Origin of the sequence: Brachybacterium muris, assembly GCF_016907455.1 — a bacterium.
Taxonomy (GTDB): Bacteria; Actinomycetota; Actinomycetes; order Actinomycetales; family Dermabacteraceae; genus Brachybacterium; species Brachybacterium muris.
Genome location: NZ_JAFBCB010000001.1, coordinates 3,538,667 through 3,562,966 on the forward strand (window position 1 = coordinate 3,538,667; position 24,300 = coordinate 3,562,966).

The window sequence follows — 24,300 nt, forward strand, 5'->3', positions numbered from 1 at the left end:
ATTGTCATCCCGTCCGGCAGCTCTATGCGGGCGAGTTCGGCGGTCCTGGCCGAACCGTCCGCTTTCGGTGGGACCGGTGTGCTGCGCACCTCGGGGGAGTCCTGCGCTGAAGTTCTAGGACTCAAGGATCTTCTCCGCGGTGTCACGATCCGTTATCAACCCGTTGACGAATCTTGTGCGCGCGGCCCCTGCGATCGCCTTCGCCTTCTTGGCGCCGGCGGCCACCGCGACGACCTGGGGGGTCCTGCGAAGGTGGTGGGTCTCCAGGGTGACGCACAGGCGTGTCACCTCCGGGGCCACGATTCCGCCGTCCGCGTCGAACCAGATGCCCGCGATCTCGCCGACAGCACCTGCTGCATCGAGCCGAGCCCGGACCACCGGTGGGAACTCGTCGCGGATCTGGGTCTCGGGCGGATCCCAGGAGCCGACGGAGACCATGGCGAGATCCAAGTGTTCGAACAGTCCGCGCACGAAGGTCAGCTCGTCCATCCAGCGCTGCCTCTCCGCTGTGGTCCCCACGAACAGGGGCGCCTTGATCGTGTGGGCGGCGCCGTGGGCCTCCTCCAGGCGTGGTCGGAGGCGTTCAATGGGGGAGGTCGCGGTCTCCGAGGGGATCTCCCCGGTGATCTGGACCGCGGTGAACGCTGGTGGGTCCTGCAGTTGCGAGGCGACGGAGAGGATCGTGCGCCCCCAGGTGAAGCCGACGTTGTCACCGGGGTGGGTCAGTTCGCGGATCACCTGCGCGCCCATCGCCCCGAGCTGGTCCCGTACCTCAGCGATCTCGCCCTGCGAGTCGATCACGCGCACGAGATCCAGGCCGAGATGCTCTGCCAGCGGGACGGAGAACATCGGCAGGTCGGTGGTCGGCTCGAGGATCTCGATCCTGATGATCCCTTTCTCACGGCCACGTGCGAGGAGGCGGGCGATCTTGAAGCGGGAGATGCCGGTCTCCTTGGCCAGCTCCACCTTGGACGTGTCCTCGAGGTAGTAGCGGCGGGCGAGCTGGGCGATCAGTTGGTTCTCGGTGAGCTCGCCCGTGGTGGACGGAACGGGCGGGTCTGAGCCGTCGGAGGAAGAGGGAGGGGTCAACGGTGCTCCTGGAATGAGGACGTTATGGTTGACACCCTATGCCTCCGACCGTAGTCTGCTCATATGAGCAAGTGTAGCTGCTCAGATGAGCACTCCATCTGAGTGCGCAACTCTCAGTGAGGAGGGTGCTGTGCCGGCATCGACCACGTACGTCCTGGGGATCGACTTCGGGACGGAATCCGCGCGGGCGGTCCTGGTGCGCCTGACCGATGGAGCCGAGATCGCCACGGCGGTGCACCCCTATCAGCACGGGGTGATGGACGAGACCCTCGTGCACACCGGCGCCAAGCTCCCTCCGGACACCGCGTTGCAGGATCCGGACGACTACCTCGCCGCACTCCAGGCGGTCGTCCGGAGCGTGCTCAGCCGCTCCCGCATCGACCCGGAGCAGGTGATCGGCCTGGGCATCGACACCACCGCCTGCACCCTGGTGCTCACCGACGCGCACCTCGTCCCCCTGCCGCGTCTGACCCGGTGGCACAGTCAGCCGCTGGCCTATGCCCGCCTGTGGAAGCACCACGCTGCCCAGCAGTGCGCCGAGGAGCTCATCGCCGCCGCCGAGGCCGAGGGAGGCATGTTCCTGCCCCAGTACGGCGGGCGGCTCTCCTCCGAGTGGCTGCTCCCCAAGGCTCTGCAGACCCTCCGCGAAGCCCCCGAGGTGTATGCCGCGGCCGAGCGGATCCTCGAGCAGCAGGACTGGATCGTCTCCACCCTGGTCGGGCACGAGGTCCACTCCGCCTCGGTCGCCGGCTACAAGGGCACCTACCGGGCAGAGGGCGAGGGCTACCCCTCGGCAACCTTCCTCAACGGCGTCCATGATGGCTTCGCCTCGGTGCTGGACAAGGTCGGCCACGAGTTCCTGGCACCGGGAGACAGCGCGGGGACCCTCAGCGGGGAATGGGCCGAGAAGCTCGGCCTCTCGCCGCACACGTCCGTCGCCACCGGGAGCATCGACGCCCATGCCGCTGTGCTCGGCTCCGGTGTGGTGGACCCCGGCGTCATGGTCGCGGTGATGGGGACCAGCGTCTGCAACCTCATCGTCACCGACGACTACGCCGAGCCCGTCGGCATCCAGGGCGTGGTCCTCGACGGCATCCTGCCCGGCAAGTGGGGCTACGAGGCTGGGCAGGCCGGCTTCGGCGACACCTTCGGCTGGTTCGTGAGGCATATCGCCGGAGCCGATGTCGCCGACAACGCGGCGATCACGGGACGCTCCGTCTTCGAGGTGTTGGAGGAGCAGGCGGCCGCCCTGAACCCCGGCGGCAGCGGACTGCTGGTGCTGGACTGGCTCAGTGGCAACCGATCGATCCTGATCGACTCCAACCTCTCCGGTGCCGTGATCGGCCTGACCCTCGCCACCCGGTCCCACCACATCTACCGGGCACTGCTGGAAGCAGCCGCCTTCGGGCAGAGGATCATCGTCGAAGCCTTCGAGCAGGCAGGTGTGAGCGTGGACCGATTCGTGGTCTGCGGCGGCATCCCGCAGAAGAACCCCCTGCTGATGCAGATCCTCGCCGACGTCACCGGCCGGCGGATCGAGGTCTCGCCGTCCTCCAACAGCTCGGCGCTCGGAGCAGCGCTCCACGCGGCAATCGCCGCCGGTGCGAAGACCTGGAAGGAAGCGGCGGGCCTTGCCCCGTCGATCACCGTCGCCCACAACCCCGACCCCGAGCGCACCGCGGCGTACGAGTGCCTGTACGCCCTGTACCGGAAGCTCCACGACGACCTCGGTGTCGCCAACCCCCAGTACATGCACGAACTCCGCCGACTCCAGGCGCAGGCCCTGGGTCACTGACCCTTTACCCCGAGGAGAGCTTCGATGAGGAAGATTATCAACGACCCCGAGCAGTTCGTGGACGAGGTCATCGACGGGATCCTGCTGGCCCATCCCGAACGGCTGCGAGCCGCCCAGGGCGATCGCCGGGCCCTGGTGCGACGCGACGCCGGCACCGGGGGACGGGTCGGGATCGTCACGGGTGGTGGGTCCGGACACCTGCCGTTGTTCCTCGGCTACGTCGGGACCGGCCTGGCCTCCGGCGTGGCCGTGGGGAACGTGTTCTCCTCACCTTCCCCGGAGCAGGTGCACCGCGCGACCGTCGCCAGCGACGACGGGGCCGGCGTGCTGTACCTCTACGGAAACTACGGCGGGGACGTCTACACCTTCGACCTCGGCGCGGACCTCAGCGCAGCCGACGGCATCCGCACCACCACCGTGGTCGGGACGGACGATCTGCTGTCCGCCCCGGCGAACCGCGCCGAGACCCGGCGCGGCGTGGCCGGGCTGTTCTTCGCCTACAAGACTGCCGGGGCGGCCGCCGAGCGGGGGGATGACCTCGACACCGTCACCGAGATCGCCCGCCGCACCTGTGAGCGCACCCGCACGATGGGCGTGGGCCTGTCGCCGACGATCCTGCCCGCCGCCGGAGAGCCCACCTTCACCCTCGACGAGGGCGAGATGGAGATCGGCATCGGGATCCACGGCGAGCCCGGACAGCACCGCGGACCGCTGGAGACCGCCGACCAGATCACCGACAGGTTCCTCGCCGAACTGCTCACCGAGCTCCCCGTCACCACCGGCGACAGCGTCGCCGTGCTGGTCAACGGCCTGGGAGCGACACCGCTCGAGGAGCTGTACGTCATCTACCGGCGGATCCACCAGGTGCTCACCGAGCGTGGCGCGGAGATCGCCCACGTGTACATTGGCGAGTACGCCACCAGTCTGGAGATGGCCGGGGCCAGTGTGTCCCTGTGCCACCTGGACGATGAGCTCTCGGAGCTGCTGGCCGCCCCGGCCGACTCACCGTTCTTCGAGCAGGCCGCCGGGGCGCGAGGACCGCGTCCGGAGGTCGGCACCGAAGCAGCCGGCACCGAGCAGGCGGCGACGGATGAACCCGAGCGCGTCGTCCGCACCGTCCAGGACCCCGGCAACCTCCGCTCGATGCTGCTCGCGATCACCGAGAAGCTCCCCGACCACTCCGAGGAGCTGCGTGCGCTGGACGCCGCCCTCGGTGACGGTGACCTCGGGATCACGGTCGGATCCGGCGCCAAGGCCGTCCACCGGGAACTGAAGGAAATGCCGGAGGACGCCGCTGCTGAGGAACTGCTGCGCGCCGCCGGGACCGCCTTCGCCGCCGCCAACCCCTCCACCTTCGCCGCCCTCATCGGGGGAGCGGCGCTCGCGGCGGCCGAGGCCGCCGGTGACCGCGTGGACCGCGATCGACTCGAAGCGCTCCTGGAGGCGTTCACCGGTCGCATCGCCGAACGGGGCGGCGCCCAGAGAGGCGACAAGACCGTGCTTGACGTACTCCACGCCATCGGCGAGTCGCTGGCCCTCGAGGGCGATCCGGGCCATCCCGCCGACCGGGCCCGGATCGCAGTGGAGCAGACCATCGACGCCTTCGCGGCGAAGCCCTCCCGGCGCGGTCGCGCCGCCTGGGTGGGAGAGCGGTCGATCGGCCACCGAGACCCCGGACAGGTCGCCGTGTTGCGCTTCCTGGACGAGTTGTGCGCAGTACTCGATCGGGACGCATGAGCGCCCCGGCCACCACCCCCGATTCGAAGGAGAATCCCATGTCCCACACCACCGCATCCCGTCCCCCTCGCCGCACCGTCCTGTTCAGCGGACTGGGTATCCTCGCCGTCGGCGGGGCCCTCGCAGCCTGCGGCACCACGGAGTCCGGCACGCCCGCTGGAGAGGGCGCAGAAGGCGGCGCCGGTGACGGCGACGCCCAGGGCGCCATGGTCACCGTCCCGAAGCTGACCGGCATCGCCTGGTTCAACCGGATGGAGGAGGGCGTGAAAGAGTACGCCGAGGCCACCGGGGAGAACGCCTACTACCAGGGCTCCTCCGAGGCCGACGCCGCCGCCCAGGTCCGCGTCCTGGAGGACCTGATCGCCTCGAATGTCGCAGCACTGTGCGTGACCCCCTTCCAGCCCGACGCCGTCGAGCAGACCCTCAAGAAGGCGATGGACGCCGGGATCAAGGTCATCACCCACGAGGCCCCCGGGATCCAGAACGCCGACTTCGACATCGAGGCGTTCAAGAACGCCGACTACGGCATCAACCTCATGGACGAGCTGGCCAAGGCCATGGGGGAGAAGGGCGAGTACGCGCTGATGGTGGGCTCGCTGTCCTCCACCACCCACATGGAGTGGGTTGACGCCGCGAAGAAGCACCAGGAGGAGAACTACCCGGAGATGACGCAGGTCGGTGACATCGTCGAGACCAGCGACGACTCCCAGAAGGCCTACGAGGCGATGCAGGAACTGCTCTCGGCCCACCCGGACCTTGCCGGTGTCCAGGGATCAGCCTCCACCGACGTCGTCGGCGTGGGCCAGGCCGTCGAGGAGGCGGGCCTGCAGGACCGTATCGCGGTGGTCGGCACCTCCACCCCCGCCGACACCGCCGACCTGCTCGAGTCCGGTGCCATCGACGTCATCCAGTTCTGGGACCCGGGCTATGCCGCCTACGCCCAGAACGTGGTAGCGAAGCTACTGCTGGATGGGGAGACCGTAGAGGCCGGGGCCGATCTCGGCATCGAGGGCTACTCGAACATCAGCATCGAGGACAAGGTCATCTACGGCGACAAGGCGTGGATCAACGTCACCAAGGACAACGCGGGCGACTATGACTACTGAGCACCCCGACGTCCTCGACCCGGACGGCGAGGTCGTCGTCCGGGTCGAGAACGTCTCCAAGACATTCGGGACGGTGAAGGCCCTGGACGACGTCTCGCTCGTCGTCCGGCGCGGCACCGTCCACGCCCTGGTCGGCGAGAACGGCTCCGGCAAGTCGACTCTGACAAAGGTGATCGCCGGGGCCCACCCTCCGGACTCGGGCCAGGTGCACCTCGAGGGCGAGCTGATGGAGGACCTCACCCCCCGGGCCGCACTGGACCACGGGGTCCGGGTCATCTACCAGGACTTCGCCTTGTTCCCGCACATGACCGTGGCCGACAACATCGGCTTCGACGGTAGCAGCAGCCCCTGGGGTGCTGTTCCCGTCGCCGCCACCCGCGAGCGGGCGAGGAAGGCCCTGGAGTCCCTCGGCCTGTCCATCTCCCCCTCCACGGTGTTGGGGGACCTCTCCACCGCCGAGCGGCAGTTGGTGGCGATCGCGCGCGCGGTCTCGGCAGACGGGCGCATCATCCTGATGGACGAGCCCACCGCCGCTCTCACCCAGGACGAGATCGACAAGTTCTTGGTGACCGTGCGTCACCTTGCCCAGCAGGGCATGAGCTTCGTGTTCATCTCGCACAAGCTGCGCGAGGTGGTGGAGATCGCCGATGACGTGACCGTCATTCGCGACGGGGCCGTCGTCGCCACAGGGCCCGCCGCCGAGTACGACCAGCAGCGCATCTCCGAGTTCATGACCGGAGGCGCCGTGACCAACGTGCGCCGTGAGACCGCATGGGAGCAGACCGAGGAGCCGGTGCTCAGCCTGCGCGGACTGAGCCTGGGCTCGGTGTTCCGCGATGTCGACCTGGACCTCCACGCAGGACGGGTGCTCGGCCTGTCCGGGCTCGTGGGCTGCGGGAAGATCGCGATCGGTCTGGCGCTGGCGGGTCTGGTCGAGCGCGACCGCGGCGACATCCGCTTCGACGGCCAGCGACTGCGGGACCCCCGCACGCGCCCCGAGATCCAGTACGTGCCCGATGACCGCCTCACCGAGGGACTGTTCCTTGAATGGTCCATCGCCGACAACATGGTCGTCAACGCACTGCCACTGGCCCAGGGGAAGGGCGGTCTGCTGTCGAATTCCCGCATCGGATCCCTGGCCGACACCTGGCGCGAACGGCTGCGGATCAAGGCCCCGGACGTCGCAGCACCTGCGGCGACCCTGTCCGGGGGCAACCAGCAGCGGGTTCTGCTGGCCCGCGCCCTCGCCTCCGACCCGCGAGTGGTAGTGCTGAACAACCCGACCGTCGGCGTCGACGTAGGCTCACGAGCCGACATCCACGACCTGGTGCGGCACATCGCCGACGACGGCACCGCCGTGCTGGTCGTCTCTGACGAACCGGCCGAGCTCATGAGTGTCTGCGACGACGTCGCCTTCGTCGTCGAGGGACGCGTCGTGGAGATCCGCCCGGCCGACGAGCTCAGCGAGGAGCAGATCATCGACATCAACGGACAGGGGAGAGCGGCATGAGTACAGCAACAGCAAGCGTAGCCCTGCAGAGCCGACCGTTGCCGTCACGTCTCGCCGACCTCTTCCGCGGTCGACGCGAACTGCTGCTGGCGATCGTGGTTCTGCTCGCCTGCCTGGTGCTGGCGATCGCCAACCCGACGTTTCTTTCGGCAGCGCACCTGTTCGGCCTGGGGCGCTCCTCCGCGGTCATCGGCATCATGGCCCTCGGCGTGCTCCTGGTGCTGCTCACCGGAGGCATCGACGTCTCGGTCTCAGCGATCGCCGTCAGCGCCATGTACCTGACGGTCGTGACGCTCAGGGCCCTCGACTTCCAGGGGACGTTCCTGGTGGCCGTCGGCTTGTCGGTGATGATCGGGGCGCTGCTCGGGCTGGTCAACGGGGTGCTGGTGGCCTGGCTGAAGCTTCCCTCGATGATTGTCACCATCGGCACCCTGACCCTGTACCGCGGTGCCCTGCTGGCATTCGTCGGCACCGAGCGGATCCGGCAGTTGCCGTCCCAGATCGGGGACTTCTCGACCTCGAGCGTCTTCACGACGCAGTCGGCAGGCCGCACGGTGTCCCTGCACACCGCCGTCCTGGTCCTGGTGGCCCTCGCGATCATCCTGGCGCTGATCCTGAGGCGGGTGTGGTGGGGACGGTTCGTCTACGCCATCGGCGACGACGAGGAGGCCGCGTCCCGGATGGGTGTCCCCGTGCACACCATCCGCACCGGCGCCTTCGTCGCCTCCGGGGCGCTGGCCGGCCTGGCCGGGATCCTCTACGCGGGCATGAACCGGGCAGCGGATCCGTCCACGTTTAGCGGAGTCGAGCTCACGGTGCTGGCCGCCGTGGTGCTCGGGGGCGCCGCGGTGGCAGGGGGCCGGGGCTCCGTCCTCGGCACCATGCTTGGCGTCGTGCTGATCACCGTGGTGGGCTCCAGCCTGGTGCTGATCGGCATCCCCGCTGCGTGGCAGAGCCTGTTCATCGGCCTGTTCGTCCTGCTGGGGGTGTGCGCACCCGCGATCCGTGAAAGGCGCGTCGAGCGTCGTCGAGGAATGGTGGTGTCGGAATGAACGAGGCGCGACTCGGGCCCCGGGCCCAGGTGATCCTGATGGTCGCCCTGGTGGTGGTGCTGGCCGTCAGCCTGAGCCTGATGGCGCCGGACACCTTCCCCACCCTCCGCAATGCCCAGTCGATGATGGGACAGATCGCCCCTTTGGGGATCCTGGCCCTGTGCATCGGCCTGACCTTCCTGATCGGTGGCATCGACCTGTCGGTGGTCGCCGTCGCCAACACCGCCGCCATCACCGCCGCCCTGGTGGGAACCGCCCTGGAGCCCTCCCTCGGAGGAGCCGGTGCCTCGGCGGTCGGCGTCCTGGCCGCACTCGTGATCGGTCTGATCGCCGGATCGCTCAACGGGTACCTGGTTTCCACACTGCGGGTACACCCGATCCCGATCACGCTCGGTACCATGAGCGTGTACATGGGGATCAGTACCGGCCTCACCCAGGGAGCGACCGTGTACGGCACCGGTGACCTCGGCGCCCTGTCCGTGATGGCGGTCGCGATGATGCCGCTGTCGTTCGTGATCTTCCTGCTGCTGGTGGTAGTGTTCGCGGTGATCACGATGAAGACCCGCCTGGGCTTCCAGATGTACTCGGTGGGGGAGTCGGCCAAGGTGGCGCGGTTCGCCAGGCTGCCCGTGGACCGGATTACGATGCTGGTCTACTGTTGCTCGGGCACCCTCGCCGCCGTGGCCGGCCTGCTGATGTTCTCCTCCACCAACGCCGCCAACGTGTCCTTCGCCGGCTCGTACCTGATGCAGGCCATCCTCATCGCGGTCGTCGCCGGAATCGACCCGTACGGCGGCGCCGGACGGATGTGGATGATCATCATCGGCGCCCTGGCCATGCAGGAGCTCCAAACCGGCATCAACCTGGCGCTCGGCACCTGGTCCGGCTCCTCCTTCGCCGCGAACTTCGTGTGGGGGGTGCTGCTGATCGCCGTGCTGGGCCTGTCCAAGTGGATGTCCACCCGCAAACGCCGGGTGCGCAAAGAGACGGTCGAGGCAGAGCTCGCTCCTGCCTAGCCGAAGCGACGGCCGGCCGTTCCCCGTCCACGGGCAGCGTCGGCCGTCGACCATCCCCGTGCCCAGGCCCGGGACCCGCCATGGCAACCCGTCGCCCGTGCTTGTGGCCGCCCGATCCCCGTCGCACACTGGTGGAATGAGCCAGACGTCGACGCCGCCGCAGATGCCCTCCATCCAGCCCATCCCCGAGGGCCTCGCCGAGCGCGCCGCGCTGCTGGGCGGCCCCGAGGGCGTGCTCACCGAGCAGCAGATCCGCGAGTTCGTTGCCCAGCAGCTAGCCGGCCAGGACCTCGACGGCAAGAGCGTGTGCCTGATCATCCCCGACGGCACCCGCTCCGTGCCCCTGCCGCGGGTGCTGAAGCCGATCCACGCTGCGCTCGCCGGCCGCGCCGCCTCCGTGACCGTGCTGATCGCCCTGGGCACCCACGCCGCGATGTCCGAGCCCGCGCTGGAGAAGCTGATGGGCGCCGAGGGCCAGGGTCTGGCCGCCGCGTACCCCGGCTGGGAGGTCGTCAACCACGCCTGGGACGATCCGGACCAGATCGCCGACCTCGGTGAGATCCCCGCTGAGCGCATCAGCGAGCTCACCGGCGGCCTGCTCGCCGACACCCCCATGCGCGTGCAGATCAACAGGCTGTGCGTCGAGTCCGACGTGAACCTGATCGTGGGCCCCGTGTTCCCCCACGAGGTGGTGGGCTTCTCCGGCGGCAACAAGTACTTCTTCCCCGGCTGCTCCGTGCACGACGTCATCGACATCTCCCACTGGGTGGGCGCCCTGATCACCGCCAGCCGTATCATCGGCACCCTCGGCATCACCCCCGTGCGGCAGCTGATCGACGCCGCCAGCGAACTGGTGGACACCGCCAAGTACTGCTTCACCATGGACGTGGTCTCCGGCGGGCAGCAGCTGAACGCCATCGCCTTCGGCGACCCCCAGGCGGCGTGGGCCGCGATCGCCAAGATCTCCGCGCTCACCCACATCACCTACGTCGATAAGCCCTTCCAGCGCATCGTCGCCCTGGTGCCGGAGATGTACGACGATATCTGGACCGGCGCCAAGGGCTTCTACAAGTCCGAGCCGGTGTGCGCCGACGGCGGCGAGGTGATCATCTACGCCCCCCACATCACCGAGGTGGCCGCGATGCATCCCGGCCTGCGCGACATCGGCTACCACAACATCGAGTACTTCACGAAGCAGTGGGACCGGTTCAAGGACCACCCCTGGGGCGAGCTCGCCCACTCCACCCACGTCACGGGCCTGGGCACCTACGACCCCGAGACCGGTGTCGAGGAGCAGCGGGTGCGCCGCTCCTTCGCCACCTCCATCCCGAAGGACGTGTGCGAGGCGTACAACGTCACCTACGTGGACCCGGAGAGCCTGGACATCGACGCCCTGCGCGAGGACCCCGACACCCTGGTGATCGACCACGCGGGCGAGGTGCTGTTCCGTCTGGCATCGGAGCGCGACGGGGTCTGAGGTCGGCGGGGCAGGTCAGCGCGGGCAGCGCGGATCAGGTTGCTGTCGGATCCAGCAGTGGGTTGTCCCGGTCCAGCTCCGCACCGGGACGGCGGGGGAAGCCACGCTTCCCGTCGTAGACGGCCTTGAGGATCTGCAGTGCCGGCGAAGCCTCGGCAGGGGAGATCCAGAACGGCTGCCCGCTGCCGTGCCCGGCGTAGAAGTCGGCGATCAGAGCGGCGTGGGAGGCCCCCCAGTAGGAGCGGGCCGACGGCGGGGCGGCCCGCTCGGTCACCACGCGCTGCTCCCCGCCGGCAGGCAGCACCGTGAGCTCCTGTGCGATGCGCAGCGTGCCGTGTTCGCACTGGATGTCGATCTGCACCGGCAGGTTCGTCGGCGCCCCGTTGGTGGCCAGCAGCACGCTGCGGATCCCCGAGGGGTGGGTAAGGGTGACGGTGGCGGTGTCCTCCACCTCGATCACCTCGCCCAGGGAGTCGGTGGAGGCGGTGCCGGTGACTGCCGTGACCCCGCCCAGCAGCCACTGCAGCAGGTCCAGGGTGTGGATCGCCTGGTTGATCAGCAGCCCACCGCCGCTGCCCGCCCAGGTGCCGCGCCACGGCCTGGCCAGGTAGTACTCGGGGGTGCGGTGCCAGGCCACCGTCGCGACGGCACCAGTGGGTGCGCCCAGCTCCCCGTGCTCCAGCACCCGGTGCGCCTCCTGCACGGTGGCGTTGTACCGGTTCTGGAAGCACACCCCGATCCGCGGGGCACCGGACGCGGCGGCGGCCTCGACCATCCGCCGGGCATCGTCGAGGGTGGAGGCCAGCGGCTTCTCGGTGAGCACCTCGACCCCTGCGGCGAGCGCCTCGACGGCCAGATCGGCGTGCTGGTCGTGCGGTGTGCACAGATGCACCACGTCAGGGGAGTACCGCTCGAGGGTCTCGGTGAGGGAGGCGGTGCCTGGCACTCCTGCCTCCGCCGCGGTGCGCTCACGCCGCTCGGCATCCACATCGCACACGGCTACCAGCTCCACGCCCGGCAGCTGAGCGATCGCATCGAGATGGAGCACGGAGATGTCCCCGCAGCCGATCACGGCCGTCCGGATGGTCCGCATCGGGTCTCCTCGCAGAGCGGGTCGGGAGCTGTCGGGCGTCTGCCCGCAGCAGGGTTCCAGGCTACCGATCGGTGCGAGGTTCCGCCGGGCCCCGACCAGAAGCAGGCCGCGGTGAATATTCGCCTCGCTGGGGTCCGCTGATCGAGGGTTCGGGTGCCACGTCGCTGCCGTAGCGGTGGCGTCGTTCGGGACCACCAGTGGTGTCGTTGGGGCCGCTCTGTCTACGCTCCTTCCGCCGTGTGTATAGGGCACGCGGCGGAAGGAGCAATCTGGAATGGTACGGAAGATCAGGGCGAAGCTGGTGCTCCAGCTGCGCGCAGAAGGTCTGTCGGGGCGAGCGATTTCGTCCTCGCAGGGCATGTCCCGCAAGTCCGTGAGGGCGGTGTTCGAGGCCGCTGACGCTGCAGGGATCGGGTGGGGCGATATCGCGGACGTCGCCGATGAGCAGGTGTATGCCCGGTTGTTCCCGGGCCGGGGCGAGCACGAGAGCGTGTTCGCACAGCCGGACTGGGAACAGGTCCATCGAGAGATGGCCAGGGTCGGCGTGACGCTGAAGCTGTTGCACGGCGAGTACTTCGACGCGACCACGGCGGCTGGGGATCCGGCGATGGGGTATGACCGGTTTTGCCGCACCTACCAGCACCACGTCATGGTCACCGGTGCCGCTTCGAGAGTCGGTCACAAGGCCGGCCAGAGCGTGGAGGTCGACTGGTCCGGCCCCACGATGGAGCTGGCCGATCCGGTCACCGGCGAGGTCTCGAAGGTGTTCTTGTTCGTTGCCTGCCTGCCTTTTTCTCGTTACGCGTTCTGCTTCCCGGCGCTGGATATGCGCCAGGAGTCCTGGCTGCGAGCGCACGTAGCGATGTTCGAGGCGCTGGGCGGGACGGTCCCGAGGATCGTTCCGGACAACCTCAAGACCGGTGTGGTGAAGCACCCCCGCGAGGGCGAGATCGTCCTGAACGATGCGTATCGCGAGATGGCAGCGCATTACTCGGCGGCGGTGCTCCCGGGGAGGGTGCGGAAACCGAAAGACAAGGCGAGCGTGGAGAACACCGTCGCGCACGTCGCGACCTGGGTCATCGCCGGGCTGCGGGATCAGCGATTCACGTCCCTGCCCGAACTTGCAGCCGCCATCGGGCAGCGGATGGAGGCCTATAACGCGGAGCCGTTCCAGAAGCGGCCCGGATCCCGCGCCAGCGTGTTCGACGCGGAGGAGCGGCCGCTGCTGACGCCGCTGCCGGCGGTGCCCTACGAGATCTCGACATGGCACTACGGACGACGAGTGGGCAGGAACGGGCACGTCACGTTCGCGCGGAACTTCTACTCCGCGCCGTTCGCGCACATCGGCGCGAAGGTCGATCTGCGCATCACGGCCCGGACGCTGGAGATCTATCAGGGCAGCCAGCGACTGACCAGTCACCTGCTGCTCCCGGAGACCGCGAGCAATGAGTACCGCACCAACGACGCGGACCTACCTGCGGGCGAGCGTTTCCAGGCCTGGGACGCGCAGAGGGTGCGGGCGTGGGCAGATCGGGTCGGGCCGGCCACGGTGATCGTGATCCAGCGGATCTTCGAGTCCGTGCCGATCGTGGAACAGGGCCTGGATCCCGCGTTGGCGGTGCTACGGCTCTCTCGCCGCTTCTCCGTAGATCGGGTCGAGGCGGCCTGCGCACTCGCGCTGACGGGACGGGTCCGTTCACCGCGCTATGCGCATCTGCACCCGATCTTGGCCACCGGGCAGGACAAGGTCGCCGCCCTGCGTCCACCCCGCGAGGAACCCGCGGAAGACGGCGGATACGTCCGTGGCGCCGACTACTACGCCGGAGGTGTCCGGTGAGCGTGATCGATAACGACACGAAGCGGAAGCTGCGCGAGATGGGCGCGACCGCGCTGCTGGACGCGATCGATGCCCAGGATGAGGCTCACGTGCTGGGGATGTCGTTCCAGGAACGGCTCCAGCTGATCGTGGACGAGGCGCATTCCATCTTCAATCATGGAAAGGTCGAGGGTCTGATCCGCCGGGCGGGGCTGCGTTATCCCGGAGCGGACCTGCGGCGGCTGGATCTGGTCGAGGAACGGGGACTGAACCGGAACGTGATCGCGCAACTGGCAACCTGCTCCTTCATCCAGCGGCAACAGAACGTGGTCTTCCAGGGCTTCACCGGCTCAGGGAAGTCCTACCTCGGCTGCGCGCTGGCGAAGCAGGCCTGCCAGCACCGGCTCCGAGCCCACTACATCCGAATGCCCGACCTCGAAGAGGCCTGGGCCCTGGCAAAGGACAAGCCGCAGGGCCAGACGAAGTTCCTGCGGAAGTACTCCACGTTCTCGCTGCTGGTGATCGACGAGTGGCTGCTGGACCATCCTGACGAGGGAATGCGTTCGATGCTGCTGGAACTGCTCGAGCGCCGCTATGACACCGGCTCGACCGTGTTCTGCACCCAGTACCCGAAGAAGGACTGGCACGCCCGGCTCGGTGGAGCAGTCCACGCCGATGCGATCATGGACCGCATCGTGCACAACACAATCTGGATCGACACCGGCGACAGGAACATGCGAGAACACACCGCACTGCCCCAGTGACCCGATGCCGGCGGGAGCCAGTGGTCCCCACCGCGGCGGCTACTGGCCCCCGTCGGCACGATCGGCGGTCCCCAAGAGCAAGATTCGGTGGCTCCCACGACTACGAATACTCACGCGGCAACCGGTGGCCGCCGCAGGGCTCGCCGTGGCCCACCTGAGTAGGCTGAACGACGCCCGCCCGTGCGGGAACCGAGCGAAGGAGGCCCATGACCGCGTCGATGACCGTCGCCGAGCTGACCGGCGAGGACCTGGCCGCCGCCGACCTCGTCGCCGACCTGGTGCACGACAGTGCACCGCTGGGGGTCGCCTACTCCGGCGGCGTCGACTCCGCGACCCTGCTGGCGCTGGCCGTGCGCGCCCTGGGCCCCGAGAACGTGGTCGCTCTGCTGGGCATCTCGCCGTCGCTGGCCGCCGCTGAACGGCGCACCGCCCACGAGACCGCCGCCGTCATCGGCGCTCGGGTGGTCGAGATCGAGACCCACGAGGGGGAGAGGGCCGGCTACATCGCCAACGACGTGGATCGCTGCTACTTCTGCAAGGACGAGCTGTTCTCCCGCATCGACGACGCCCTGGTCGCCGAGCTGGGCCTGAGCGCCGTTGCCTACGGGGAGAACGCCGACGACGCGAAGCGGCCCGACCGCCCCGGCGCCCGCGCCGCCACCGAGCACCGCGTGCTGCGCCCCCTGGCCGAGGCCGGACTGGACAAGGCCCGCGTGCGGTCCGTGGCCCGCGCCCTCGCCCTGCCGGTCGCCGACAAGCCCGCCGCCCCCTGCCTGGCCTCCCGCATCCCCCACGGGCAGCAGGTCACCCCCGAGAAGCTGCGCCAGGTCGAGACCGTCGAGGAGGCGCTGCGCGAGCTCGGCTTCGCCGACTCCCGGGTGCGCCACCACGGGGACGTGGCCCGCATCGAACTGCCCGCCGACGACCTGGCCCGCTCCGTGGAGCCCGAGGTGCGCACCGCGATCCACCGAGCTGCCACCGGTGCAGGGTTCCGCTTCGCGGCCGTTGACCTCAAGGGCATGCAGTCCGGTGCGTTCACCCTCACCCTCCTGGACCAGCGGGGAGTGCCCCGTGCCTGAACGCGCCGACGGCCGGACCGACGGGGTGCTCGACGGGGTGGCCGAACTGGACCTGGGCCGAGCCGCCCGCCGGGGTGCCCCCGAGGCCGTGCTGTGCGATGCCAAGAGCGTTCAGCAGGTCGCCGCGATCGCCGGGGAATACGCGCGGATCGCCCGTGAGCAGCCGGATGTGGCCGCTGACCTGGGCCCGGTGCTGTTCACCCGCGCCGATCAGGCCCGCGCCGAGGTGGTGCTGGAGGCACTGCCGGAGGCGCGCTGGGAGGCAGAGGCCCAGATGGTGATGTGGCCCGCCGGGCCCCCGGAGCCGACCGGCGGGCTGGTGATCGTGGCCTGCGCCGGCACCAGCGACCTGCCCGTGGCCCGCGAGGCCCAGCTCACCGCTCAGTACCTGGGCCGCCCCACCCGCTTGATCGCCGACATCGGCATCGCGGGCCTGCACCGGCTGCAGGCCCGCCTGCCAGAGCTGCGCGAAGCCGCCTGCGTGGTGGTCGCCGCCGGGATGGACGGCGCGTTGCCCACCGTCGTCGCCGGTCAGATCAGCGCCCCCGTGGTGGCCCTGCCCACCTCCGTGGGCTATGGCGTGGCTGCCGGCGGGGTGACCGCGGCGCTGACCATGCTCTCGGCCTGCGCGCCCGGGATCGGCGTGGTCAACATCGACAACGGCTACGGCGCCGGCCACCTCGCCGCCCAGATCGCCCGCTGGGCGCCGGCCCCCCGAGAATCCGGCGAGCCCGGTTCGGACACCTCCCACGTGCCGGTCCGCGACGCTCCCTGCGGGTGAGTGGACGCTGGTGGCTGCCCTCGAGCTCGAGAACAGCCACCACGGTCCACTCACCGCTGGGCACCGCGGGCCAGGCAGCGCTGAGTACAGTTCTGCGGTGACCGACTCCCCTTCCGCGCCGCAGGGTGCACCCGAGCAGCCGTCCACCCCGGCGCCCCCGCCCACCCCGCTGCCCCCGCTCGCGCCTCCCGTGCCTCCCGTGCCACAGGCCGCTTCCGACGCACCCGGCGCCTCGGGAACCGGCCGTGGCGGTTCCACCGCGATCACCTGGCTGCTGCTGGCCGGCGCGATCGTGGTGGAGATGGCCGCGACCCTCTCCCTGAAGGGCGCACTCACCCACCCGTGGCTGTACGTCGTGGTGGTGGCCGGTTATGCGGGGGCCTTCGGGCTGCTGGCCCTGGTGCTGCGTCGGGGCATGGGGCTCGCGGTCGCCTACGGCATCTGGGGCGCGCTCGGGGTGGTGGCCGCGGCGGTGCTGTCCTGGCTGATCTTCGATGAGCGGCTGAACGTGGTGATGGGCGCCGGTATCGCCCTGGTGGTCGCCGGGGTGCTCGCGATCGAGTTCGGTGCCCAGCAGGCCCGGCGAGCTGCTGCTGCGAGCACCGCTACCACCGCCGCTGCATCCCCCGCACCGGCGAGCGCCGGGCCACGGGAGGGGGCGCGATGAGCTGGGCGTTCATGATCGCAGCGGTGCTCAGCGAGGTCACCGCCACGCTCACCCTGAAGTCCGCCGCCACGGGCCGACCGCGCCTGTACCTCGGGGTGCCCCTCGGCTACGTGCTGGCCTTCGCCTTCCTCACCGGTGCGCTGCGTGAATATTCGCCTCGCTGGGGTCCGCTGATCGAGGGTTCGGGTGCCACGTCGCTGCCGTAGCGGTGGCGTCGTTCGGGACCACCAGTGGTGTCGTTGGGGCCGCTCTGTCTACGCTCCTTCCGCCGTGTGTATAGGGCACGCGGCGGAAGGAGCAATCTGGAATGGTACGGAAGATCAGGGCGAAGCTGGTGCTCCAGCTGCGCGCAGAAGGTCTGTCGGGGCGAGCGATTTCGTCCTCGCAGGGCATGTCCCGCAAGTCCGTGAGGGCGGTGTTCGAGGCCGCTGACGCTGCAGGGATCGGGTGGGGCGATATCGCGGACGTCGCCGATGAGCAGGTGTATGCCCGGTTGTTCCCGGGCCGGGGCGAGCACGAGAGCGTGTTCGCACAGCCGGACTGGGAACAGGTCCATCGAGAGATGGCCAGGGTCGGCGTGACGCTGAAGCTGTTGCACGGCGAGTACTTCGACGCGACCACGGCGGCTGGGGATCCGGCGATGGGGTATGACCGGTTTTGCCGCACCTACCAGCACCACGTCATGGTCACCGGTGCCGCTTCGAGAGTCGGTCACAAGGCCGGCCAGAGCGTGGAGGTCGACTGGTCCGGCCCCACGATGGAGCTGGCCGATCCGGTCACCGGCGAGGTCTCGAAGGTGTTCTTGTTCGTTGCCTGCCTGCCTTTTTCTCGTTACGCGTTCTGCTTCCCGGCGCTGGATATGCGCCAGGAGTCCTGGCTGCGAGCGCACGTAGCGATGTTCGAGGCGCTGGGCGGGACGGTCCCGAGGATCGTTCCGGACAACCTCAAGACCGGTGTGGTGAAGCACCCCCGCGAGGGCGAGATCGTCCTGAACGATGCGTATCGCGAGATGGCAGCGCATTACTCGGCGGCGGTGCTCCCGGGGAGGGTGCGGAAACCGAAAGACAAGGCGAGCGTGGAGAACACCGTCGCGCACGTCGCGACCTGGGTCATCGCCGGGCTGCGGGATCAGCGATTCACGTCCCTGCCCGAACTTGCAGCCGCCATCGGGCAGCGGATGGAGGCCTATAACGCGGAGCCGTTCCAGAAGCGGCCCGGATCCCGCGCCAGCGTGTTCGACGCGGAGGAGCGGCCGCTGCTGACGCCGCTGCCGGCGGTGCCCTACGAGATCTCGACATGGCACTACGGACGACGAGTGGGCAGGAACGGGCACGTCACGTTCGCGCGGAACTTCTACTCCGCGCCGTTCGCGCACATCGGCGCGAAGGTCGATCTGCGCATCACGGCCCGGACGCTGGAGATCTATCAGGGCAGCCAGCGACTGACCAGTCACCTGCTGCTCCCGGAGACCGCGAGCAATGAGTACCGCACCAACGACGCGGACCTACCTGCGGGCGAGCGTTTCCAGGCCTGGGACGCGCAGAGGGTGCGGGCGTGGGCAGATCGGGTCGGGCCGGCCACGGTGATCGTGATCCAGCGGATCTTCGAGTCCGTGCCGATCGTGGAACAGGGCCTGGATCCCGCGTTGGCGGTGCTACGGCTCTCTCGCCGCTTCTCCGTAGATCGGGTCGAGGCGGCCTGCGCACTCGCGCTGACGGGACGGGTCCGTTCACCGCGCTATGCGCATCTGCACCCGATCTTGGCCACCGGGCAGGACAAGGTCGCCGCCCTGCGTCCACCCCGCGAGGAACCCGCGGAAGACGGCGGATACGTCCGTGGCGCCGACTACTACGCCGGAGGTGTCCGGTGAGCGTGATCGATAACGACACGAAGCGGAAGCTGCGCGAGATGGGCGCGACCGCGCTGCTGGACGCGATCGATGCCCAGGATGAGGCTCACGTGCTGGGGATGTCGTTCCAGGAACGGCTCCAGCTGATCGTGGACGAGGCGCATTCCATCTTCAATCATGGAAAGGTCGAGGGTCTGATCCGCCGGGCGGGGCTGCGTTATCCCGGAGCGGACCTGCGGCGGCTGGATCTGGTCGAGGAACGGGGACTGAACCGGAACGTGATCGCGCAACTGGCAACCTGCTCCTTCATCCAGCGGCAACAGAACGTGGTCTTCCAGGGCTTCACCGGCTCAGGGAAGTCCTACCTCGGCTGCGCGCTGGCGAAGCAGGCCTGCCAGCACCGGCTCCGAGCCCACTACATCCGAATGCCCGACCTCGAAGAGGCCTGGGCCCTGGCAAAGGACAAGCCGCAGGGCCAGACGAAGTTCCTGCGGAAGTACTCCACGTTCTCGCTGCTGGTGATCGACGAGTGGCTGCTGGACCATCCTGACGAGGGAATGCGTTCGATGCTGCTGGAACTGCTCGAGCGCCGCTATGACACCGGCTCGACCGTGTTCTGCACCCAGTACCCGAAGAAGGACTGGCACGCCCGGCTCGGTGGAGCAGTCCACGCCGATGCGATCATGGACCGCATCGTGCACAACACAATCTGGATCGACACCGGCGACAGGAACATGCGAGAACACACCGCACTGCCCCAGTGACCCGATGCCGGCGGGAGCCAGTGGTCCCCACCGCGGCGGCTACTGGCCCCCGTCGGCACGATCGGCGGTCCCCAAGAGCAAGATTCGGTGGCTCCCACGACTACGAATACTCACTGCGCGCCGGGATGCCGCTGGGGGTGGCCTACGGGGTGTGGACCGCCGCCGGGGTGGCGCTCACCGCGATCTTCTCCCGCGTGATCCACAAGGAGCCGATGACCCCGCTGATGATCGCCGGGATCGTGATGATCGGGGCCGGGGTGCTGCTGATCGAGCTCGGTGCGGGGCACTGAGGCCGGCGATCAGCTCGGCTCGGGCAGCGGAGCGTGCCAACGGGAGAAGTGCTCGGCGATGGTGGTGACTCCTGCATCCCCGGTGGCGACTGCGATCACCAGGTGAGTATTCGTAGTCGTGGGAGCCACCGAATCTTGCTCTTGGGGACCGCCGATCGTGCCGACGGGGGCCAGTAGCCGCCGCGGTGGGGACCACTGGCTCCCGCCGGCATCGGGTCACTGGGGCAGTGCGGTGTGTTCTCGCATGTTCCTGTCGCCGGTGTCGATCCAGATTGTGTTGTGCACGATGCGGTCCATGATCGCATCGGCGTGGACTGCTCCACCGAGCCGGGCGTGCCAGTCCTTCTTCGGGTACTGGGTGCAGAACACGGTCGAGCCGGTGTCATAGCGGCGCTCGAGCAGTTCCAGCAGCATCGAACGCATTCCCTCGTCAGGATGGTCCAGCAGCCACTCGTCGATCACCAGCAGCGAGAACGTGGAGTACTTCCGCAGGAACTTCGTCTGGCCCTGCGGCTTGTCCTTTGCCAGGGCCCAGGCCTCTTCGAGGTCGGGCATTCGGATGTAGTGGGCTCGGAGCCGGTGCTGGCAGGCCTGCTTCGCCAGCGCGCAGCCGAGGTAGGACTTCCCTGAGCCGGTGAAGCCCTGGAAGACCACGTTCTGTTGCCGCTGGATGAAGGAGCAGGTTGCCAGTTGCGCGATCACGTTCCGGTTCAGTCCCCGTTCCTCGACCAGATCCAGCCGCCGCAGGTCCGCTCCGGGATAACGCAGCCCCGCCCGGCGGATCAGACCCTCGACCTTTCCATGATTGAAGATGGAATGCGCCTCGTCCACGATCAGCTGGAGCCGTTCCTGGAACGACATCCCCAGCACGTGAGCCTCATCCTGGGCATCGATCGCGTCCAGCAGCGCGGTCGCGCCCATCTCGCGCAGCTTCCGCTTCGTGTCGTTATCGATCACGCTCACCGGACACCTCCGGCGTAGTAGTCGGCGCCACGGACGTATCCGCCGTCTTCCGCGGGTTCCTCGCGGGGTGGACGCAGGGCGGCGACCTTGTCCTGCCCGGTGGCCAAGATCGGGTGCAGATGCGCATAGCGCGGTGAACGGACCCGTCCCGTCAGCGCGAGTGCGCAGGCCGCCTCGACCCGATCTACGGAGAAGCGGCGAGAGAGCCGTAGCACCGCCAACGCGGGATCCAGGCCCTGTTCCACGATCGGCACGGACTCGAAGATCCGCTGGATCACGATCACCGTGGCCGGCCCGACCCGATCTGCCCACGCCCGCACCCTCTGCGCGTCCCAGGCCTGGAAACGCTCGCCCGCAGGTAGGTCCGCGTCGTTGGTGCGGTACTCATTGCTCGCGGTCTCCGGGAGCAGCAGGTGACTGGTCAGTCGCTGGCTGCCCTGATAGATCTCCAGCGTCCGGGCCGTGATGCGCAGATCGACCTTCGCGCCGATGTGCGCGAACGGCGCGGAGTAGAAGTTCCGCGCGAACGTGACGTGCCCGTTCCTGCCCACTCGTCGTCCGTAGTGCCATGTCGAGATCTCGTAGGGCACCGCCGGCAGCGGCGTCAGCAGCGGCCGCTCCTCCGCGTCGAACACGCTGGCGCGGGATCCGGGCCGCTTCTGGAACGGCTCCGCGTTATAGGCCTCCATCCGCTGCCCGATGGCGGCTGCAAGTTCGGGCAGGGACGTGAATCGCTGATCCCGCAGCCCGGCGATGACCCAGGTCGCGACGTGCGCGACGGTGTTCTCCACGCTCGCCTTGTCTTTCGGTTTCCGCACCCTCCCCGGGAGCACCGCCGCCGAGTAATGCGCTGCCATCTCGCGATACGCATCGTTCAGGACGATCTCGCCCTCGCGGGGGTGCTTCACCACACCGGTCTTGAGGTTGTCCGGAACGATCCTCGGGACCGTCCCGCCCAGCGCCTCGAACATCGCTACGTGCGCTCGCAGCCAGGACTCCTGGCGCATATCCAGCGCCGGGAAGCAGAACGCGTAACGAGAAAAAGGCAGGCAGGCAACGAACAAGAACACCTTCGAGACCTCGCCGGTGACCGGATCGGCCAGCTCCATCGTGGGGCCGGACCAGTCGACCTCCACGCTCTGGCCGGCCTTGTGACCGACTCTCGAAGCGGCACCGGTGACCATGACGTGGTGCTGGTAGGTGCGGCAAAACCGGTCATACCCCATCGCCGGATCCCCAGCCGCCGTGGTCGCGTCGAAGTACTCGCCGTGCAACAGCTTCAGCGTCACGCCGACCCTGGCCATCTCTCGATGGACCTGTTCCCAGTCCGGCTGTGCGAACACGCTCTCGTGCTCGCCCCGGCCCGGGAACAACCGGGCATACACCTGCTCATCGGCGACGTCCGCGATATCGCCCCACCCGATCCCTGCAGCGTCAGCGGCCTCGAACACCGCCCTCACGGACTTGCGGGACATGCCCTGCGAGGACGAAATCGCTCGCCCCGACAGACCTTCTGCGCGCAGCTGGAGCACCAGCTTCGCCCTGATCTTCCGTACCATTCCAGATTGCTCCTTCCGCCGCGTGCCCTATACACACGGCGGAAGGAGCGTAGACAGAGCGGCCCCAACGACACCACTGGTGGTCCCGAACGACGCCACCGCTACGGCAGCGACGTGGCACCCGAACCCTCGATCAGCGGACCCCAGCGAGGCGAATATTCAACCAGGTCGTACGCATCGTCGTCCGGCGCCTCGAGGTCTACCCCGTTCAGTCCGTAGAACACGACGACCGCGAGCCAACCCAAACGCTCGTTCCCGTCCACCAGCGCGTGGTTCCGGACGAGTGACTCCAGCAGTGCGGCCGCTCGGTGGTCCAGATCCGGATACGCAGGCTTCCCCCACAGACGTGTCGAAGGGCGGTGTGCGGCGGAGTCGAGCAGGCCTATGTCTCGGACCGGGCCCACTCGCAGGTCAGCGACCAATGCGAGCAGGTCCTCGAGTGTCAGGAAGACCGTCATCGCCTCAGCGGCCGAGCCTGTCCAGGAGATCCGCATACCGCTGGCGTGCCGATGCAGAGAGTTCGGACACCGCTTGCTGGTGCCCTCGCCGCGCTGCCTGCTCCCGGATCGCGCGCACGGTCGCCTCCTGTCGGCTGATCCCGTCCTGCTCGGCGAGCTGGGCGAGCAGCCGCTCGTCGTCCGGGGTCAATCGCAATGTCATCGCCATGGAATGGATCCTAGCCTGTGATACCACAGTGGTATCAGTCCCTGGTGACATCCAGGTGGCACGTGGCCGGCATCTGTGCGGACGACGGCCCGACGGGTTGCCGCCAGTTGCCAAGTTTTGTCGATATCGTAGGCCATCGGTCGCCCGCCCGGACGGCCCGGGAGAGGAGCCTTGATGTCCGCTGATCGCGACAGCGCCGAACGCGTGACCATCTACGACGTCGCCAAGCACGCCCAGGTGGCACCCTCCACCGTGTCCCGCGCCTTCTCGCGGCCCGGCCGTGTCAGCGCTGCCACCCACGCCAAGGTGATGGCCTCGGCCAAGGCGCTCGGCTACCGCAGCGCACCACCCCCCGCGCAGGAGCGCACCCAGCGCAACAACCGCCTGGGCATCGAGGTCCCCGACCTCACCAATCCCTACTTCGCCGAGCTGATCTCCGGCATGCAGGAGGCCGTCAAGGGCCTGGACCACATGCTGCTGCTCCTGGACAGCGTGGAGGACGAGGAGCGCGAGCGCCACAGCCTGCTCAGCGCGGTGGACGTGGTCGACGGGATCGTGCTGTCCGGCAGCCGACTGTCCGACGCCACCCTCAACCACCTCACCAAGCGCATCCCCGTGGTGGTGATGAACCGTCGAGTCGCCGGCCTGGACTCGGTGACCCCTAACTACGAGCACGGCATGGGCCAGGCCATGGCGCACCTGGCCGAGACCGGCACCCGCACCGTCACCTACGTGGCCGGGCCCGTGAACTCCTGGTCCGACGGGGAGCGGTGGCGCACCGCCCGAGCGGCCGCGAAGAACCACGGGATCCAGATCAACCGCCAGGGCCCCTACGCGCCCACCACCACCGGCGGGGAGCAGGCATTCGAAGACCTCCAGGGCTCCCTCACCCACGCCGTGATCTGCTACAACGACCTGATCGCGCTGGGCTTCATGGTCTCCGCCCTGCGCTCAGGGGTGAAGGTCCCCTCGGAGCTGTCGGTGATCGGGCACGACGACATCCCGCTGGCCCGCTTCGTCGGCGGGGGGCTCACCAGCCTCGCCACCCCGAAGCGCGCGCAGGGCAGGGCCGCGGTGGAGCGGCTGATCCGTCGGATCGAGAACCCCTCTGCCCACCGCACCCCGGTGGAGGGCTCCCTGCCGGTGAGGCTGGTGACCCGCGGTTCGACCGGGCACCGTCGCACGTACTGAACCGGCCATCCGCCCCCGGGAACGGGCGCGTCACCG

General features: G+C 68.7%; 23 protein-coding genes. 17 read left to right on the forward strand and 6 right to left on the reverse strand.

Annotation, left to right across the window (positions count from 1 at the left end):
- Window positions 1–114: 114 nt before the first annotated feature.
- A complete protein-coding gene (locus tag JOD52_RS16345) occupies window positions 115–1,089 on the reverse strand; it encodes a sugar-binding transcriptional regulator (protein WP_204411238.1) in 975 nt (324 codons plus the stop codon).
- 130 nt (window positions 1,090–1,219) lie between these two features.
- Here JOD52_RS16345 and JOD52_RS16350 point away from each other — a divergent pair, with 130 nt between their 5' ends.
- From JOD52_RS16350 to JOD52_RS16380, 7 genes are all read left to right on the forward strand, one after another.
- On the forward strand, window positions 1,220–2,884 hold the full coding sequence (locus JOD52_RS16350) for a ribulokinase (RefSeq protein ID WP_204411240.1): 1,665 nt from the start codon (window positions 1,220–1,222) through the stop codon (window positions 2,882–2,884).
- 24 nt (window positions 2,885–2,908) lie between these two features.
- Window positions 2,909–4,621: a dihydroxyacetone kinase family protein gene (locus JOD52_RS16355; protein ID WP_204411242.1), complete on the forward strand. Its 1,713-nt coding sequence runs from the start codon at window positions 2,909–2,911 to the stop codon at window positions 4,619–4,621.
- A gap of 38 nt (window positions 4,622–4,659) precedes the next feature.
- The gene (locus JOD52_RS16360) at window positions 4,660–5,727 is read left to right on the forward strand and encodes an autoinducer 2 ABC transporter substrate-binding protein (RefSeq protein ID WP_204411244.1); all 1,068 of its coding nucleotides are present in this window, start codon (window positions 4,660–4,662) and stop codon (window positions 5,725–5,727) included.
- Entirely contained in the window at window positions 5,717–7,237 is a 1,521-nt protein-coding gene (locus JOD52_RS16365) for a sugar ABC transporter ATP-binding protein (RefSeq protein WP_204411246.1), read from the forward strand. Before JOD52_RS16360 ends, JOD52_RS16365 begins: the two co-directional genes overlap by 11 nt.
- Window positions 7,238–7,275: 38 nt before the next feature.
- On the forward strand, window positions 7,276–8,289 hold the full coding sequence (locus JOD52_RS16370; RefSeq protein ID WP_204411249.1) for an ABC transporter permease: 1,014 nt from the start codon (window positions 7,276–7,278) through the stop codon (window positions 8,287–8,289).
- A complete protein-coding gene (locus JOD52_RS16375; protein WP_204411251.1) occupies window positions 8,286–9,305 on the forward strand; it encodes an ABC transporter permease in 1,020 nt (339 codons plus the stop codon). The genes JOD52_RS16370 and JOD52_RS16375 overlap by 4 nt, the downstream gene beginning before the upstream one ends.
- A gap of 136 nt (window positions 9,306–9,441) precedes the next feature.
- On the forward strand, window positions 9,442–10,782 hold the full coding sequence (locus JOD52_RS16380) for a lactate racemase domain-containing protein (RefSeq protein WP_204411253.1): 1,341 nt from the start codon (window positions 9,442–9,444) through the stop codon (window positions 10,780–10,782).
- A 34-nt stretch (window positions 10,783–10,816) separates the two neighbouring features.
- Here JOD52_RS16380 and JOD52_RS16385 read toward each other — a convergent pair whose 3' ends face one another.
- On the reverse strand, window positions 10,817–11,875 hold the full coding sequence (locus JOD52_RS16385; protein ID WP_204411255.1) for a Gfo/Idh/MocA family protein: 1,059 nt from the start codon (window positions 11,873–11,875) through the stop codon (window positions 10,817–10,819).
- Window positions 11,876–12,149: 274 nt separating this feature from the next.
- Between JOD52_RS16385 and istA (JOD52_RS16390) the strand changes: the two genes are divergently transcribed.
- The 9 genes from istA (JOD52_RS16390) (at window position 12,150) to JOD52_RS16430 (ending at window position 19,885) form a co-directional block, all read left to right on the forward strand.
- Window positions 12,150–13,712, forward strand: coding sequence for an IS21 family transposase (gene istA, locus JOD52_RS16390; protein WP_204408388.1), 1,563 nt, complete (start codon window positions 12,150–12,152; stop codon window positions 13,710–13,712).
- On the forward strand, window positions 13,709–14,455 hold the full coding sequence (locus JOD52_RS16395; protein WP_338124028.1) for an ATP-binding protein: 747 nt from the start codon (window positions 13,709–13,711) through the stop codon (window positions 14,453–14,455). The genes istA (JOD52_RS16390) and JOD52_RS16395 overlap by 4 nt, the downstream gene beginning before the upstream one ends.
- A gap of 206 nt (window positions 14,456–14,661) precedes the next feature.
- Window positions 14,662–15,534, forward strand: coding sequence for an ATP-dependent sacrificial sulfur transferase LarE (gene larE / locus JOD52_RS16400; protein WP_204411257.1), 873 nt, complete (start codon window positions 14,662–14,664; stop codon window positions 15,532–15,534).
- A complete protein-coding gene (larB, locus tag JOD52_RS16405; RefSeq protein ID WP_204411260.1) occupies window positions 15,527–16,315 on the forward strand; it encodes a nickel pincer cofactor biosynthesis protein LarB in 789 nt (262 codons plus the stop codon). The genes larE and larB overlap by 8 nt, the downstream gene beginning before the upstream one ends.
- A 97-nt stretch (window positions 16,316–16,412) precedes the next feature.
- Window positions 16,413–16,982 (forward strand): DMT family transporter, encoded by a 570-nt coding sequence (locus JOD52_RS16410; RefSeq protein WP_338124123.1) that lies wholly within the window; start codon window positions 16,413–16,415, stop codon window positions 16,980–16,982.
- Window positions 16,979–17,188 carry an SMR family transporter gene (locus tag JOD52_RS16415; protein ID WP_204411261.1) on the forward strand — a complete coding sequence of 70 codons (210 nt, stop codon included), beginning with the start codon at window positions 16,979–16,981 and terminating at the stop codon, window positions 17,186–17,188. Before JOD52_RS16410 ends, JOD52_RS16415 begins: the two co-directional genes overlap by 4 nt.
- Window positions 17,189–17,289: 101 nt before the next feature.
- The gene (gene istA, locus JOD52_RS16420; protein ID WP_204408388.1) at window positions 17,290–18,852 is read left to right on the forward strand and encodes an IS21 family transposase; all 1,563 of its coding nucleotides are present in this window, start codon (window positions 17,290–17,292) and stop codon (window positions 18,850–18,852) included.
- A complete protein-coding gene (locus JOD52_RS16425; protein ID WP_338124028.1) occupies window positions 18,849–19,595 on the forward strand; it encodes an ATP-binding protein in 747 nt (248 codons plus the stop codon). The genes istA (JOD52_RS16420) and JOD52_RS16425 overlap by 4 nt, the downstream gene beginning before the upstream one ends.
- Window positions 19,596–19,615: 20 nt before the next feature.
- Entirely contained in the window at window positions 19,616–19,885 is a 270-nt protein-coding gene (locus JOD52_RS16430; RefSeq protein WP_338124124.1) for a DMT family transporter, read from the forward strand.
- A 216-nt stretch (window positions 19,886–20,101) separates the two neighbouring features.
- On the opposite strand, the gene JOD52_RS16440 is transcribed toward JOD52_RS16430, so the two are convergent.
- From JOD52_RS16440 to JOD52_RS16455, 4 genes are all read right to left on the reverse strand, one after another.
- Window positions 20,102–20,848, reverse strand: coding sequence for an ATP-binding protein (locus JOD52_RS16440; protein WP_338124028.1), 747 nt, complete (start codon window positions 20,846–20,848; stop codon window positions 20,102–20,104).
- Window positions 20,845–22,407 (reverse strand): IS21 family transposase, encoded by a 1,563-nt coding sequence (gene istA, locus JOD52_RS16445; RefSeq protein WP_204408388.1) that lies wholly within the window; start codon window positions 22,405–22,407, stop codon window positions 20,845–20,847. The genes JOD52_RS16440 and istA (JOD52_RS16445) overlap by 4 nt, the downstream gene beginning before the upstream one ends.
- A 101-nt stretch (window positions 22,408–22,508) precedes the next feature.
- Entirely contained in the window at window positions 22,509–22,865 is a 357-nt protein-coding gene (locus JOD52_RS16450) for a type II toxin-antitoxin system death-on-curing family toxin (protein WP_204411815.1), read from the reverse strand.
- Between the two features lie 4 nt (window positions 22,866–22,869).
- Window positions 22,870–23,073 carry a hypothetical protein gene (locus JOD52_RS16455; RefSeq protein WP_017823575.1) on the reverse strand — a complete coding sequence of 68 codons (204 nt, stop codon included), beginning with the start codon at window positions 23,071–23,073 and terminating at the stop codon, window positions 22,870–22,872.
- Between the two features lie 174 nt (window positions 23,074–23,247).
- Between JOD52_RS16455 and JOD52_RS16460 the strand changes: the two genes are divergently transcribed.
- On the forward strand, window positions 23,248–24,264 hold the full coding sequence (locus JOD52_RS16460) for a LacI family DNA-binding transcriptional regulator (RefSeq protein WP_204411263.1): 1,017 nt from the start codon (window positions 23,248–23,250) through the stop codon (window positions 24,262–24,264).
- Window positions 24,265–24,300 lie beyond the last annotated feature (36 nt).